This is a genomic window from Alteromonas sp. ABH4_453, from assembly GCF_056160665.1.
In genome coordinates, this window is the sequence record NZ_JBSWXP010000010.1 from 80296 (window position 1) to 95073 (window position 14778).

Below are 14778 nucleotides of genomic sequence, written 5' to 3' on the forward strand. Positions count from 1 at the left end.
CTTTTTCGTTGAAGCAAAACGCAGAATGCACATAATAGCGATTGAATAATGTGCATATTAGCTAAGGACAACATCGTGATTCGATTTGCTATTCGAATTTTCCTCGCCTTTGTTGCGGTAGGTATTCTACTTCTCGCAAGCTGTAGCGACGAAAAAACGCCTGTAGTACACCTGCAAGGGCAGACAATGGGCACAACCTACAACGTTAAGTACCTTGTAGCTGAAACGCCGGTAGAAGGCTTACAAGCTGAAATAGATGCCCGTCTTGTTGAGGTTAACAAGATGATGTCTACTTACGACCCAACGTCAGAACTATCAAGGTTCAATCAATATCGCTACACCGACAATTTCGCCGTATCGCCAGATACGCTAACCGTAGTAAACGAGGCGTTACGCTTGGCAAATCTTAGTGGTGGTGTGCTTGATGTTACCGTTGGTCCATTGGTTAATTTGTGGGGGTTTGGCCCAACAAAGCGCCCTGAAAAAGTGCCGAGCCAGGCAGACATCGACGAGATTCGAGAGTATGTAGGATATAAGAAGCTACTAACCACGCCGACGGGCTTAAAGAAAAGCCATCCCATGCTTTACGTCGATTTATCTACTATTGCCAAAGGTTTTGGCGTTGATGAAGTGGCAGAGATCCTTGAAAAGCACGGTATTGAAAACTACCTTGTGGAAATAGGCGGTGAAATGCGCGTTAAAGGAGAACGTGGCGACGGCAGCGAATGGCTGATAGCCATTGAAAAGCCAGTTACCACTGAACGTGCTGTTCAAAAAGTTGTCTCAATAGGTGAAAATGCGGTTGCTACATCGGGTGACTATCGTAACTATTACGAAGAAGACGGCGTCCGTTATTCACACCTAATCGACCCGACTACGGGTAAACCTATTTCGCATAATTTGGTATCGGTAACCGTAGTTCACCCTTCATCTATGACGTCAGACGGTTTGGCTACGGCGTTTAATGTAATGGGATGGGAACAAGCGATAGCGGTTGCTGAGCAAGAACAACTCGCTGTATTCCTCATTCGTCGCACAGATGACGGATTTGAAGAGTACGCGTCGCCAGAATTTGATAAACTGGTCACAGTTCATAATTAGGGGGTAGCAATGTCTACATTCATTCTTGCTTTTGGTTTCTTTCTAACAATGGTACTAGCTATGGCCGTGGGCTACCTATTTCAGAAAAAATCAATCTCTGGAAGCTGCGGTGGCTTAGGCGCACTGGGTATTGAAAAAGCCTGTGACTGTCCAGAACCGTGTGATCGTAAAAAGTCGCGCATGGAAAAAGAAGAAGCCCGCCAGAAAAAGTTAAACGAGTGGAAACAAAATCAAATTTTGTAATGCTTATCACACCGTTGACTTAATATTTAAAAGCGCTGTTAGAGTAAATCGACAGCGCTTTTTTGTTTTTTATCACAGCCTTCAAATATAAGTGCGAGCCATTACTTCGATTTAGAAGCCATGATTAGATAGTGTAATTCAGCACTATTAATAATATACTGTCTTTTTGTACAGTTTTACGTTGATAGCTATATAGCAAAGGCAGGTAATGCGAAAAATTATCCACGTCGACATGGATTGTTTTTACGCCGCAGTTGAAATGCGCGACAACCCAGCTTTGCGCAATATACCCATCGCTATTGGCGGCAGTGCCGACCGTCGCGGTGTTATCTCTACCTGTAATTATCCCGCCCGGAAATTTGGTGTGCGCTCGGCTATGGCAACAGCCTATGCTTTAAAGTTATGTCCCAATCTCACGCTAGTAAAAGGGCGCATGGATGTTTACGCTGCCGAGTCGCAAAAAATACGTAAGATATTTGCTGACTATACCGACCTCATTGAGCCTTTATCATTAGATGAAGCCTACCTAGACGTGACTAACAGTGAATTTTGCGGTGGCAGCGCCACGTTAATTGCCGAAGAAATACGCGAGCGCATTAAAAATGAACTTGGGCTTACAGCTTCAGCAGGTGTTGCGCCTTGTAAGTTTGTGGCTAAAGTAGCGAGCGATGAAAATAAGCCCGATGGAATTTGTGTTATTACTCCTGACAAGCTCGATGAGTTTGTACGCGAAATGCCACTAAAAAAAATACCGGGCGTAGGCAAAGTCACCATGCAAAAGCTGCAGCGTATGGGGCTTAATACCTGCGACGATGTTCGCCAATACCCTTTTGAGCGCATTCAAAAAGAGCTGGGTAAATTTGGCAGTGTGCTGTGGGAGCGTGCTCACGGTATTGATGAGCGTGAACTATCCGTATCTCGTGAGCGAAAGTCTATCGGCGTAGAGCGCACGCTAAGCGAAGACATTCACACCTTCGAGCAATGCATAGATTTTTTGCCACATTTATTTGAAAAGCTTCAAGAGCGAATGGAAAATCACAAGAAGCGTACGGGTAAGCCGGTACGTATTCGCACGCAGGGCGTTAAGCTTAAGTTTAACGACTTCCAACTAACTACGGTAGAGCACCGCTGTGCCACGCTTGATGAAGCGTACTTTCACACATTGATGCAGGAAGCTTTTGAACGGGCAACAGGGCGAGGTATCCGTCTTGTGGGTGTGCACATAGGGCTTGCGGCCGACCAATCGACTCAGCAATTGGTTTTGCCTTTTGAACAGATTTAGATAAAGGTATCATACATTTTTTAATGCTCGTGCGCTGCAGCCGCAATGTAGTCGCTTGTTATCCTCAGTGCGGTGAAGTTGTCATTCATACCGATGATGCTATCTTGCGTTGTGAAAACACAAGCTAGTGATTTGGTAGCCAAGGCATTTTATCTGTGGCACTCAAACAAAGCAGCCAACTACTGCTATTTTATTACTCTTTTGATGAAGAACATTATGAACTCAAATCAACTTAAAACCCCAGGTCGCTATAAGCACTACAAAGGTAATTTATACGATGTTTACGAAGTAGCCACCCACTCAGAAGACGAAAGTAAATTAGTGGTATATCGGCCGTGCTATGGAGAAAAGGCGTTATGGGTTCGCCCTTTGGATATGTTTGTTGAGTCAGTGGATAAAGACGGAGAGACACTCCCTCGTTTTGCTTATGTGGGAGATATACCTAATGACGAAAAAATGATCTAATTTTGAAATTAGGTCATAGTGTAGAAGGTCTTATTTAAGAATAATAATACGTCCATTACACAAGGAATAACTCATGCTCTCTGCTATTCGTTCACGATCACTCATATTAGCGGCATTGGTGGCCATATCTCCTTTGAATCAAGCTTTCGCCCAAGATAGGTTCGCTGATGTTGAAGTAAAAGCCACTGAAGTAAGAGGGGCTGTACATATGCTTACTGGTATGGGGGGGAATATTGGTGTTTCTGCTGGCGAAGATGGCGTACTTATTATTGATGATCAATTCGCTCCTTTGGCTGAAAAAATTGCAGCTGCACTAGGTGAGCTGGGTAGCGACAAGCCTAAATATGTAATCAATACGCACTACCACGGTGATCACACGGGCTCTAATGCGTTTTTCCATAGTCACAAGGGGGCAACCATTTTTGCGCACGAGAATGTTCGTATACGTCTTGCTGATGATGAAAAAGTAAAACCTGAAACACTGCCAACAGTAACCTATGATGATGGCATCAAAATTTACTTCAACAGTGAAACGGTTCACGTGATGCACTTGCCGGTTGGACATACTGATGGCGATAGCGTTGTGTGGTTTGAGCAGCCCGACGTATTGCACACTGGCGATTTATTCTTTAACGGCATGTTTCCTTATATTGACCAAGGCGCGGGCGGTAACGTTGAGGGTTATATGGAATCTGTGCAGCACTTACTTAACAAAATTGATGACGATACGGTTGTTATTCCTGGTCATGGTAAATTGAGTAACAAGAAGGAATACACCAGCTTTTTGAAGATGATTAGAGAAACGTTTAGCTACGTTAAATCACTTAAGCAAGACGGCAAAACCCTTGATGAAGTGAAAGCGATGGGTTTAGATGAAAAATGGGCCGATTGGAGCTGGAACTTTATCAATGAAGATAAGTGGATAACTGCACTTTACAACGACGCTTAGTAAAGTCAAAAAGCATGAAAAAAGTGGCGCAGGCCGCTTTTTTTACATTTATTTCACACTTAACTTTACAAGGGTAAACGTTTACCTATAATGGGTTGCCAAATTGTGAAGGAGAGGACGTGTGTTGAAAAATAAAAAAATTAGTACGTTACCTTGGAAAGTAACCCTGCTTTTTGTTGTGTTTCTAGGCGTATTCTCTCATCACCTTCACTGCGACGAAATTCAAGCGCCTTGGGAAGACCCAACAATTGTCCATGAGAATCGTCTTCCAGCACGGTCACACTTTTTTTCTTTTTTTCAAGATCCGAATAAATTCGTCTACACCCCATGGGACAGCCAAAATTACTTGAACTTAAATGGAGACTGGCAATTTCAATTGTCTTCGTCGCCGTTTACCGGTTCCACGCGTTTTTACGAAAACGACGCCTCAACAGAAGACTGGGGTACGATACAGGTACCTGGAAATTGGTCTTTAAACGGTTACGGCGAGCCCAATTACGTTAATATGCGCGCTGATTTTGCACCTGATGAAAATCCGCTGACGGTTAATAAGATCCCTCGTGATACCAATACAACAGGGCGATATAAACGTGTTTTTAATGTGTCTAAAGAATGGAATGGAAAAACAGTTATTGCCTATTTAGGCGCTGTAAAGTCAGCGTTTAAACTGTGGGTGAATGGGCACTACGTTGGATACTCTCAAGACAGTAAAACTGCAGCTGAGTTTGATATTTCAGAATTTATAGTGCCCGGCAAGCAGAACTCTATGGCTATTGAAGTGTATAGATGGTCGGATGGAAGTTATTTAGAGTTACAGGATATGTGGCGGCTAAATGGTATTGAACGAGATGTTTATCTCTATGCGACCCCTCGCACACGCATTCAAGATATCAAGTTAAACACCACGACCACTGCAGATTATCAAAATGGGTTATTTGGAGCAGAGGTTTCGATTGTAGGAAATCAAGCCAGTAATAGCGTGGTTGATTTCACCGTTTATGATGAAAACGGAGGTGTGGTTTTGAGTGATAGCCAGTCAACTCGCATCCAAGAAAATACGTCCGTAGCTATCGTTCAGTCGACGGTTGTAAAAGGGGTACAGTTTTGGAGCCATGAATCTCCCACACTTTACTCGGTCAGGTTAAGGCTGCTAAACAGAGAGGAAGAGGTAACACAGGTCGTCTGGCTTCGAGCAGGCTTTAGGACGAGTGAGTTGAAGGAAGGTAACGTCCTGATTAATGGCAAACCTGTGTTGTTTAAAGGTGTAAATCGTCATGAACATGATCCGCTTACTGGCCACGTTATTTCAGAAGCGTCGATGCGAAAAGACCTTACACTAATGAAGTCGCTCAATATAAATGCGGTGCGCAACTCACATTATCCGAACCATCCCCTATGGTATGCGTTAGCTGATGAGTATGGAATGTATCTTGTTGACGAAGCGAACATTGAGTCACACGGTGTAGGGGCCGCGAATCAAGGCCACAGCTATAATGCTGAAAATCACATGGTCAACATGCCTCAGTGGCGAAACGCATATGTAGATCGTATCCGCAATATGTATGAGGCGAGTAAGAACCATGCTTCTGTCGTGATGTTGTCTCCTGGCAACGAAAGTGGAGATGGCGACAATACTGAATATCTATATCACTGGCTCAAAGAACGAACATCGCTGCCTATTATGTTTGAGCAAGCGCAGCTTCGTCCTCATACCGATATTTACGCTCAAATGTATGCTTCGCTAGATCTCATGCAAAGCTTTGTTGAGTTAGGCAGTGACCGGCCTATGATACTGTGTGAATATCAGCACGCTATGGGAAATTCGGTTGGGAATTTAAAAGAGTACTGGGATCTCATTTATAAACATGAAGCGTTACAAGGCGGGTTCATTTGGGACTGGGTAGACCAAACGATAACCACCACAACAAATGAAGGGATCGAGTATCAAGGTTATGGAGGTGACTTTGAGCAAGCAGGTCAATATCACGATGGTAACTTTTCTGCAAATGGTCTTCTTACCGCTAATCGAGAATTGCATCCTCATGCCTATGAGGTGCAACACGTTTATCAAAATATATTTGCAGAGTGGGATTCTCCCCGTGCTGACAGAGTTCTTATCAGAAATGGTCGTTACTTTACCGGTCTCGACGATGTCGCTCTAAGATGGGAAAGGCTTGAGCAGGGACAGGTGCTTCAAAGTGGAATAGTTGAATCGCTCTCAATACCACCAGGCGAAAGCGCGACAATAACCATCCCTAATATCTCAAAGATGAAAAACGAGAATCTTTATCATACTAACCTGTACTTTGTTAAGAAATCAGATTCACTTAGCCATAAAAAAGGGGATGTGATTGCAAAAATACAGCTCTTGCAACCATTTAAAAATAACGAAAAAGAGATTGTTAAGTCACAAGGCAGTATTGACGAGAGAGGTGATGCACTGATACTTCGCTTTGAAGATAGCGAGTACACGGTGAGCAAAAATACGGGGTGGCTTACTTCAGTACAAAAGAAAGAAAAAGAAGTATTAAAGACGCCAATGATTCCCTGGTTCTGGCGAGCGCCAACCGACAATGACTTCGGAGAGGGCTTTCCGCAAAAAAGCAAGGTCTGGATAGATGTTGCTAAACATGCTGAATTAATTTCTATAACTGAAAAAGAAGAAAACGGAGCAATAAGTGTTGTAACAAAACACCGTTTTCCTACCGTACAAAGTGAATATCACACAACATACACCTTGACGGATAAGGGTAATATTTTGATTGATGTTTGGTTTCTTGCCGCGCCAAACCAATATTACTCTGCGCTCCCTAGAATTGGTTATCGCCTTCAGCTAGCCGATAGTTATGAAAGTGCGTCATGGTTTGGCCGTGGTCCACACGAAAATTACTGGGATCGCAAAAACTCTGCCTTTTTTGGACAATACTCAATGTCTATTGCTGATTTAAGTCATGACTATGTGAGGCCTCAAGAAAACGGACACAGAGCGGATGTTTACGAAGTAAGTTTCTTTGAGAGAAGTAATGCAGAGACACCGTCTATTACATTCAAAGGCAAGCCATTGATAGGCTTTAATGCGCAATACACAGATTGGCTGGATTACGACACAACTGAAAAAACCGGACTTCATCCTCATGAAATCCCGGTTAAGCAGAATGCTTTTATTAATATTGACTTTAAGCAGCGTGGTGTTGCGGGTACAGACTCATGGATGACTCCGCCACTGTTTAAATACACGCTGCCATGGAGAGACTATCACTATCAGTTCGAGATAGCGCTTAATTGATAAAGGTCTGAATATACAGTTTTTCGACTTTGTCTCGAGCCCACGGCGTTTTTCTGAGGAACTTGAGTGAGGATTTAATGGATGGATCATTATTAAAGCAGTTCACTCTTATACGGTAATACAACCCGTCCCAACCGTATTGTTCATGAAGTCGTGTCACGATTTTCTCAAGCGTTAAGCCGTGTAGGGGATTATTGGGTTGTTGATTCATAACGTGCTGCAGTTTTTGATTTATCCTTCCTACTAGTTTACCACGAACACTGGGGGCAGAGTTATTACTCTACCCCCACTTTGCTAAAAGGTGCTACGCAGGCTTTAGCCCGTCTAAAATAATGCGCTGAATGTTGCTTAGCGTGCTTTCAAAGAAAACGGGATCGCTTAAATCTTTACCTGTTACGGCTTTGATTTGCACGCTGAAATCTGCGTAGTGCTGCGTAATAGCCCAAATGCTAAAAATTAGGTGTATGGGGTCGACAGGTTTTAGCTTTCCGACCTTAATCCACTCATTAATGACGGCACTTTTTGTGTCCAGCAATGTTTTAAGCGGCGTTTCCAATTCCTTTATTAAAAGTGGCGCACCTTGCACTACTTCCATACAAAAAAGCTTAGATTCGGCAGGATTGTCCCGTGACATTTCAAGTTTTACTTTAATGTATTCATTTAAGGTGGCTATGGGCTCTTGTTCTGCAGAAAAGCTCTGTAGCGGCGTTAGCCATACATCTAATAGGTGAGTGATTACCGATAAGTAAAGGCCATCTTTGCTTTTAAAGTAATACAGTAAATTACTCTTTGATACATTCGCTAATTCCGATACTTGTTCTACGGTTGTGCCGCTTACACCGTTTTTTGAAAACAGAGAAAGGGCAGCATCCATAATGCGGGTACGCTTTTCTTGAAGCGCCTTTTCTCTTCTTTTCTGGGTTGTAGGGCTAAAAGCTCTTGCTGTTTTTGTACTTAATTGGTCTTCAGATTTACTCACTACTCAATTCTTCTTAACCGGATTTCTGCAATCTGGCGCATAGTTTACGCGCAGTTTTCTAACCTATAAACCCATTTGCACAAATATGCACCAATTAAGTTCAGTTGCACTGGACTGGGTATTCCAAATTGAACCGAGAGGTCTAACTTGAAAGCTTGTGATATTTAAGTTATTGAAAATAATATATTAAATAAATTGGCCTGCTTTATGCTGTTCATTATGTATACCGCCACTTCAATGTTTTGAATTCGGCAACCTTAAAAAAAGCGGGGTTAACCGCTTAAAACGCATACAAGCAGAGGGAACAACATGGATATAGGTGTATTTATTCCGATTGGTAACAACGGCTGGCTAATTTCGAAAAATTCGCCTCAGTTCAAACCATCATTCGATCTCAACAAAGAGATTGTAATGAAGGCAGAAAAGTACGATATGGACTTCGCGCTCTCTATGATCAAGTTGCGCGGTTTTGGCGGTGAAACTGAATTTTGGGACTACAACCTAGAGTCGTTTACGTTAATGGCTGGTCTTGCCGCCGTTACCTCAAAAATTCAGCTATATGCCACAGCTGCCACGTTAGTCTTGCCGCCTGCGATCATGGCGCGCATGGCAAGTACTATCGATTCTATTTCCAACGGTCGCTTTGGCGTAAACCTAGTGACTGGCTGGCAACGCCCTGAATACTCACAAATGGGCATGTGGCCGGGCGATGAATTTTTCGGTAACCGCTACGAGTATTTAGATGAGTACATCAAAGTAGTGAAAGAGCTGTGGGAAACCGGAAAAAGCGACTTTAAAGGTGAGCATTTCCAAATGGATGACTGCCGTATGCTACCTAAACCACAGCGAAAAATTCCACTTATCTGTGCGGGCCAAAGTGCGGCTGGTATGGATTTCTCGGCTCGTCATGCCGACTATAACTTCTGTTTTGGCAAAGGTGTGAATACACCTACTGCATTTGCTCCTACCGCAGCGCGCTTAACCGAAGCGGCTGAAAAGCACGGTCGCAGCGTGGGTTCTGCTGTACTTATCATGGTTATTGCCGATGAAACCGACGAAGCCGCCATGGCTAAATGGGAAAGCTATAAAGATGGCAAGGATCAGTCAGCGTTAGATTGGATGGCAACGCAGGGCGCGGCCGACAAAAAGTCAGGCAAAGACACCAACATTCGCGACATGACCAACCCAACCTCAGCGGTAAATCTGAACATGGGCACGCTGGTTGGCTCTTATGAATCGGTGGCTTCTATGCTCGATGAAATAGCGACGGTTCCAGGCTGTGAAGGTGTATTGCTAACCTTTGATGACTTCCTTAAAGGTATGGATGATTTCGGCACTAAAATTCAGCCGTTAATGAAATCCCGTCAGCACTTGCTTAGCACATCGGGAGCTGCCTAATGTCTGCCGGTGACGTATTTGAAGTGTCAGGGTGCTTTCAAGCACGCCAAACAGGGCAGCCCGTACTGCCTGCTAAACCTGAACCCTTAACCTTAAACCCTGCTGAAACTGCCGTGATAGTTGTGGATTTGCAGAACGCTTATGCTAGTAAAAACGGTTACTTAGACAAAGCGGGTTTTGACGTCTCTACTACTGCGCCTGTTATTGAAAATACCGTCAAGGTGCTTGATACCGCTCGTGCTGCAGGCATGCCGGTGGTGTTCTTACAAAATGGTTGGGATGCGGATTATAAAGAGGCTGGCGGCCCAGGTTCGCCGAATTGGTATAAATCTAATGCCCTTAAAACTATGCGCAATCAGCCAGAGTTAAAGGGCAGTTTGCTAGCCAAAGGAACCTGGGACTACGCACTTGTCGACGCACTAAAGCCTCAAACAGGCGATATCGTTATCCCTAAAACCCGTTATAGCGGCTTTTACAACACCAATTTAGACAGCATGCTGCGCGCCCGCGGTATTCGCAACTTAGTGTTCACCGGTATTGCCACTAACGTGTGTGTGGAGTCTACGCTGCGCGATGGCTTTCACTTGGAATATTTTGGCGTGGTATTGGCTGATGCTGCATATCAAGCTGGTCCGCCCGATATTCACGAAGCGTCACTTTTCAATATACAAACGTTTTTCGGTTGGGTGTCTACCACCGCGCAATTTTGTGAGGTGTTTAAGTCTTCTTAGTTTCCAAAGCCCAGACGTTAGCGCGCTGCACTTGGAGCAAAAAAACATTTAGCTTCAACCCAAAGCCGTTATTCAAAAGTGGGAAAGAAAGCTTAAAAAGCGAAAAACCAATAACCGTAAAAAAAAGGCAAGCAGTAACGCCTTAATAAAACGAATTAGCTAAAGCACTACAAAGAACACTGTGTAAAAAGCGCAAAGAAGAATAGGAATTTAATTATGCCAAAGAAAGCCATTATTCCAGCAGGTACGTCAACGCCAATCGCCCCTTTTGTTCCAGGCTCTATGGCGGACAATATTTTATATGTGTCAGGCACTTTGCCGTTTGATGAAAACAATGACGTAGTGCATGTAGGTGATGCTGAAGCACAAACTCGACACGTTTTAGAAACCATAAAAAGCGTTATTGAAGAAGCGGGCGGTACTATGGATGACGTCACCTTCAACTCAATTTTTATTACCGATTGGGACGATTACGCCGCGGTAAACAAGGTATACGCCGAATACTTCCCGGGTGAAAAGCCAGCCCGTTATTGCATTAAGGTTGGGCTAGTAAAGCCTGAAGCCTTAATTGAAATCGCCTCTACAGCGCACATTGGGTAAGCGGTTATGTTTGGACTTCCTATTAACTGTGCCCATTGGTTTTATGTAGGTGAGCTTTATGCCTTCTAACGTGCAGACAAGCGAAGTTGATACGCACAAGGGAATGCATTACGACATGCACTACGAACTTCACGGATTGACATCGCCCGACGCGCCAACGGTTGTTTTCAGTTCAGGGCTAGGCGGGGCAGCTAAGTTTTGGCAGCCCCAACTGGCTGACTTTACTCAAGACTACAGAGTGATCACTTACGACCAGCTAGGAACCAACAAAAGTGTGGGTGACTTGCCAGCGAACTACCGTATTTCTGATATGGCAAATGAACTCGCTGCACTACTGAAAAAACTGGAAGTGCAGCAATGTCATTTTGTTGGGCATGCACTTGGTGGGCTGGTGGGCTTAGAACTAGGGTTAACTCAGCCCAACCTACTGCAAAGCCTAGTGCTAGTAAATGCATGGAGTAGCCCCAATCCACACACGCTACGTTGCTTTAATATACGTAAAGCGTTACTCGCTGCGGATAGAAAAGACATGTACCTACAGCTGCAAGCACTGTTGCTATTTCCACCTGATTGGATAGCCGCTAATGCACATCATTTAGACGATGAAGAGGCGCATCTACTTAATCATTTTCCCGATGTAGATAACTTGCTAGCTCGTATCGGCGCGCTAAGTGCGTTCAATATCGATGACAAGCTAGCAACTATCACTACACCAACGTTAGCGCTTGCCAACAAAGACGACACCTTGGTGCCGTGGCAGCGTTCAAAAATACTAGCTGATGCCATGCCTAACGCAGAGTTATCGGTAATGGAATATGGCGGTCATGCATCAAGCATTACGGTGCCTGAGGCATTTAATAAATTGGTGTTGGGATACTTAGCGCGCATAGCTTAATTGTTCACACGTAAGTGCCTCAGAACAAAGCGCTCAAAACAATACCTAGTCGGCTAAGACGCTGTCTAGCAATTTGAAAACTGGAAAGATATAGAAATGACGGTATCAGAGAAAACTGAATATGAAACAAAAGGCCCTATTACTGATAGCGGTCTAGCCCAGCTTTTTAGCGGTGCACACACGCACACTACATGGCTTGATAAAAAAATAGATGAAGCGGTGCTAAAGCAGCTTTATGACTTGGTGAAGGTAGGTTCGACATCAGCAAATTGCAGCCCGGCGAGATTTGTTTTTATTACCTCAGATGAAGGGCGAGAAAAACTTAAGCCTTGTCTTTCAAGCGGTAATGTAGAGCAAACCATGACCGCACCTTGTACGGTTATCGTCGCTTACGATGAAGAATTCTATGAAGAATTACCTACGCTATTTCCTTATGCGGATGCGAAAAGCTGGTTTATTTCAAGCCCTGAAGCCGCCTATGAAACCGCGATGCGAAACAGTTCAATGCAGGGGGCTTATCTCATTAGCGCTGCGCGCGCACTCGGTCTTGATGCCGGTGCCATGTCTGGCTTTAACCCCAAATTACTCAACGAAACATTCTTTTCCGATAGCACGTGGAAGGTGAACTTCTTACTTAACATTGGCTATGGCGATGGAAAGAAAGTGCACAAACGTTTGCCTCGCTTAAGTTTCGAGCAAGCTTGTCAAATATTGTAACGCCAACACAAAGGATATTTGTATGACTATTACAGCAATAAAAAACGCAGTAACAGAAGTGCTTCCCCCTGTTACGCCTGAGCAATACCGTGAAGGCATGTCTAGCTTAGCGGCAGCGGTAAACGTCGTTACAACCACTGGCCCAGAAGGGCGCGCTGGCTTTACAGCAACTGCGGTGTGCAGCGTAAGCGACAGCCCAGCAACCTTACTGGTGTGTTTAAACCGCAATGCTTCTGTACACAAAGTATTTAAAAACAGCACGCATCTGGTTATTAACACGCTAACTTCACAGCATCAGTCAATTTCAAACACCTTTGGTGGTAAAGCGCCTATGAATGAACGCTTCGAAATTGGCGAATGGGGCGAGTCAGCAACTGGCTGCCCTCAACTACTCAATGCCGCAGTCAGTTTTGATTGCGTAATCACAGATGTAAAAAGTGTTGCTACACACGATGTGCTTTTTTGCCAGGTAGTAGACATTAAACAAGACCAAGATGCCGACGCACTTTTATATTACCAGCGCGGCTATCACAGCGCGTGCAAAGACGCATAACTGAAGGATTAGATACCCAATGAAAGTAGTAGGCCACTTTATAAACGGTGAAACCTGTACCCCAAAAGGGCGTATGCAAGATGTTTATAACCCAGCAACGGGCGAAGCAGAGAAGCTGGTTTTGCTGGCATCGAAGGCTACCGTAAACGAAGCCATTGTTAACGCACAGCAAGCTTTCCCACAATGGCGAAACACTCCGGTGAGCAAGCGGGCTCGCGTTATGTTTAAGTTCAAAAGCTTACTTGAAGAGCACGCAGATGAAATTATCGCGCTAATTGGCTCGGAGCACGGGAAAATAAGCCACGACGCGGCGGGCGAACTGCAACGTGGTATCGAGAACGTAGAGTTTGCCTGTGGCGCGCCGCAGTTGCTTAAAGGTGAACACAGTAAAAATGTTGGGCCAAGCATAGACTCTTGGAGCGAGTTTCAGCCCCTTGGTGTAGTTGCAGGGATTACCCCATTTAACTTTCCGGCTATGGTGCCGCTTTGGATGTTTCCGCTCGCCATTGTATGCGGTAACACCTTTGTTTTAAAACCATCAGAGCGAGATCCAAGCTGCGCTATTTTCTTAGCAAAGTTACTGAAAGAAGCAGGGTTACCCGACGGTGTTTTCAATGTGATAAATGGCGATAAAGAAGCGGTTGATCAGATACTCGATGACGAGCGCATTAAAGCAGTAAGTTTTGTAGGCTCAACGCCTATCGCCGAATACATCTATTCAAAAGCCAATGCTAGTGGCAAGCGCTGCCAAGCACTAGGCGGGGCTAAAAACCACGCCATTGTTATGCCTGACGCCGACGTTGATAACGCGGTAAATCAACTGTTAGGCGCAGCCTTTGGTTCATCGGGCGAGCGCTGCATGGCATTGTCTGTGGTGGTTGCCGTGGGCGACAAGATAGCCGATGAGATTGTAGATAAGATGCAGTCGGCGATGAAAGGTTTGAAAGTGGGGACATTTGACGATGCGTCTAATGATTTTGGCCCGCTTATTACTCAGCAGCACAAAGAGAAAGTAGAAGGGTTCATAACAAGTGCAGCTGAGCAAGGCGCCAACGTTGTCGTTGACGGGCGAAGTCCCACAGTCGAGGGATATGAAACTGGCTTTTTCTTAGGTGCAACGCTTATCGATAAAGTCACGGCTGAAATGACAAGTTATAAGGCCGAAATTTTTGGCCCGGTATTACAGGTAATGCGCGTTGAAAGTATGGATCAAGCCATGCAGCTTATTGACGAGCATGAATACGGCAACGGCACCTGCATTTTCACCCGCGACGGTGAAGCTGCGCGTTATTTCTCCGACAATATTCAGGTGGGCATGGTAGGCATAAACGTACCGCTGCCTGTACCTGTTTCTTATCACAGTTTTGGTGGTTGGAAGCGCTCACTGTTTGGCGACCTTCACGCATATGGGCCAGACGGCGTGCGTTTTTATACCAAGCGCAAAACTATTACCCAACGTTGGCCTTCAAGTGGAGTTAGAGAAGGAGTCAGCTTTTCATTTCCTAGTTAACTAACAAGTTAATAAACACTTACACGCTACCAGTGTATTAATGCCTTTAGATAAAACGGCCAATGTTCA

General features: G+C 44.6%; 15 protein-coding genes. 13 read left to right on the top strand and 2 right to left on the bottom strand.

Annotated elements, in window-relative coordinates:
- Positions 1 to 75: 75 nt before the first annotated feature.
- The 6 genes from ACXAGV_RS18035 to ACXAGV_RS18060 all read left to right on the top strand — a co-directional run bounded on the left by ACXAGV_RS18035 (position 76) and on the right by ACXAGV_RS18060 (position 7326).
- Positions 76 to 1101, top strand: a complete 1026-nt coding sequence (locus ACXAGV_RS18035) for an FAD:protein FMN transferase (RefSeq protein ID WP_474874416.1) — start codon at positions 76 to 78, stop codon at positions 1099 to 1101.
- Positions 1102 to 1110: 9 nt separating this feature from the next.
- Positions 1111 to 1344: a (Na+)-NQR maturation NqrM gene (gene nqrM / locus ACXAGV_RS18040; protein WP_014950791.1), complete on the top strand. Its 234-nt coding sequence runs from the start codon at positions 1111 to 1113 to the stop codon at positions 1342 to 1344.
- Between the two features lie 208 nt (positions 1345 to 1552).
- Positions 1553 to 2626: a DNA polymerase IV gene (gene dinB / locus ACXAGV_RS18045; protein ID WP_474874417.1), complete on the top strand. Its 1074-nt coding sequence runs from the start codon at positions 1553 to 1555 to the stop codon at positions 2624 to 2626.
- A gap of 216 nt (positions 2627 to 2842) precedes the next feature.
- A complete protein-coding gene (locus ACXAGV_RS18050; protein WP_474874418.1) occupies positions 2843 to 3091 on the top strand; it encodes a DUF1653 domain-containing protein in 249 nt (82 codons plus the stop codon).
- 73 nt (positions 3092 to 3164) lie between these two features.
- Positions 3165 to 4040, top strand: coding sequence for an MBL fold metallo-hydrolase (locus ACXAGV_RS18055; RefSeq protein WP_474874419.1), 876 nt, complete (start codon positions 3165 to 3167; stop codon positions 4038 to 4040).
- Between the two features lie 121 nt (positions 4041 to 4161).
- Complete coding sequence (locus tag ACXAGV_RS18060; protein ID WP_474874420.1) at positions 4162 to 7326, top strand: glycoside hydrolase family 2 TIM barrel-domain containing protein; 3165 nt, start codon at positions 4162 to 4164, stop codon at positions 7324 to 7326.
- Here ACXAGV_RS18060 and ACXAGV_RS18065 read toward each other — a convergent pair.
- A complete protein-coding gene (locus ACXAGV_RS18065; protein WP_474874421.1) occupies positions 7319 to 7537 on the bottom strand; it encodes a VF530 family protein in 219 nt (72 codons plus the stop codon). The two genes, ACXAGV_RS18060 and ACXAGV_RS18065, sit on opposite strands and share 8 nt — an antisense overlap.
- A gap of 93 nt (positions 7538 to 7630) precedes the next feature.
- On the bottom strand, positions 7631 to 8305 hold the full coding sequence (rutR, locus tag ACXAGV_RS18070; RefSeq protein ID WP_474874422.1) for an HTH-type transcriptional regulator RutR: 675 nt from the start codon (positions 8303 to 8305) through the stop codon (positions 7631 to 7633).
- A gap of 309 nt (positions 8306 to 8614) precedes the next feature.
- Here rutR and rutA point away from each other — a divergent pair, with 309 nt between their 5' ends.
- The 7 genes from rutA to ACXAGV_RS18105 all read left to right on the top strand — a co-directional run bounded on the left by rutA (position 8615) and on the right by ACXAGV_RS18105 (position 14709).
- Positions 8615 to 9703, top strand: coding sequence for a pyrimidine utilization protein A (gene rutA, locus ACXAGV_RS18075; protein WP_474874423.1), 1089 nt, complete (start codon positions 8615 to 8617; stop codon positions 9701 to 9703).
- Positions 9703 to 10434, top strand: coding sequence for a pyrimidine utilization protein B (rutB, locus tag ACXAGV_RS18080; protein ID WP_474874424.1), 732 nt, complete (start codon positions 9703 to 9705; stop codon positions 10432 to 10434). The genes rutA and rutB overlap by 1 nt, the downstream gene beginning before the upstream one ends.
- A gap of 216 nt (positions 10435 to 10650) precedes the next feature.
- On the top strand, positions 10651 to 11034 hold the full coding sequence (rutC, locus tag ACXAGV_RS18085) for a pyrimidine utilization protein C (protein WP_159120466.1): 384 nt from the start codon (positions 10651 to 10653) through the stop codon (positions 11032 to 11034).
- Between the two features lie 58 nt (positions 11035 to 11092).
- On the top strand, positions 11093 to 11929 hold the full coding sequence (gene rutD / locus ACXAGV_RS18090; RefSeq protein WP_474874425.1) for a pyrimidine utilization protein D: 837 nt from the start codon (positions 11093 to 11095) through the stop codon (positions 11927 to 11929).
- A 96-nt stretch (positions 11930 to 12025) separates the two neighbouring features.
- Positions 12026 to 12646 carry a malonic semialdehyde reductase gene (locus ACXAGV_RS18095; RefSeq protein WP_474874426.1) on the top strand — a complete coding sequence of 207 codons (621 nt, stop codon included), beginning with the start codon at positions 12026 to 12028 and terminating at the stop codon, positions 12644 to 12646.
- Positions 12647 to 12668: 22 nt separating this feature from the next.
- Complete coding sequence (locus tag ACXAGV_RS18100) at positions 12669 to 13199, top strand: flavin reductase (RefSeq protein ID WP_474874427.1); 531 nt, start codon at positions 12669 to 12671, stop codon at positions 13197 to 13199.
- Positions 13200 to 13218: 19 nt separating this feature from the next.
- Positions 13219 to 14709 (top strand): CoA-acylating methylmalonate-semialdehyde dehydrogenase, encoded by a 1491-nt coding sequence (locus ACXAGV_RS18105; RefSeq protein ID WP_474874428.1) that lies wholly within the window; start codon positions 13219 to 13221, stop codon positions 14707 to 14709.
- The last annotated feature ends 69 nt before the right edge of the window (positions 14710 to 14778 follow it).

Coding starts and splice junctions, on each gene's coding strand:
- nqrM (WP_014950791.1), top strand. CDS start 1,111: ATGTCTACATTCATTCTTGCTTTTGGTTTCTTTCTAACAATGGTACTA.
- dinB (WP_474874417.1), top strand. CDS start 1,553: ATGCGAAAAATTATCCACGTCGACATGGATTGTTTTTACGCCGCAGTT.
- ACXAGV_RS18050 (WP_474874418.1), top strand. CDS start 2,843: ATGAACTCAAATCAACTTAAAACCCCAGGTCGCTATAAGCACTACAAA.
- ACXAGV_RS18055 (WP_474874419.1), top strand. CDS start 3,165: ATGCTCTCTGCTATTCGTTCACGATCACTCATATTAGCGGCATTGGTG.
- ACXAGV_RS18065 (WP_474874421.1), bottom strand. CDS start 7,537: ATGAATCAACAACCCAATAATCCCCTACACGGCTTAACGCTTGAGAAA.
- rutA (WP_474874423.1), top strand. CDS start 8,615: ATGGATATAGGTGTATTTATTCCGATTGGTAACAACGGCTGGCTAATT.
- rutB (WP_474874424.1), top strand. CDS start 9,703: ATGTCTGCCGGTGACGTATTTGAAGTGTCAGGGTGCTTTCAAGCACGC.
- rutC (WP_159120466.1), top strand. CDS start 10,651: ATGCCAAAGAAAGCCATTATTCCAGCAGGTACGTCAACGCCAATCGCC.
- rutD (WP_474874425.1), top strand. CDS start 11,093: ATGCCTTCTAACGTGCAGACAAGCGAAGTTGATACGCACAAGGGAATG.
- ACXAGV_RS18095 (WP_474874426.1), top strand. CDS start 12,026: ATGACGGTATCAGAGAAAACTGAATATGAAACAAAAGGCCCTATTACT.
- ACXAGV_RS18100 (WP_474874427.1), top strand. CDS start 12,669: ATGACTATTACAGCAATAAAAAACGCAGTAACAGAAGTGCTTCCCCCT.
- ACXAGV_RS18105 (WP_474874428.1), top strand. CDS start 13,219: ATGAAAGTAGTAGGCCACTTTATAAACGGTGAAACCTGTACCCCAAAA.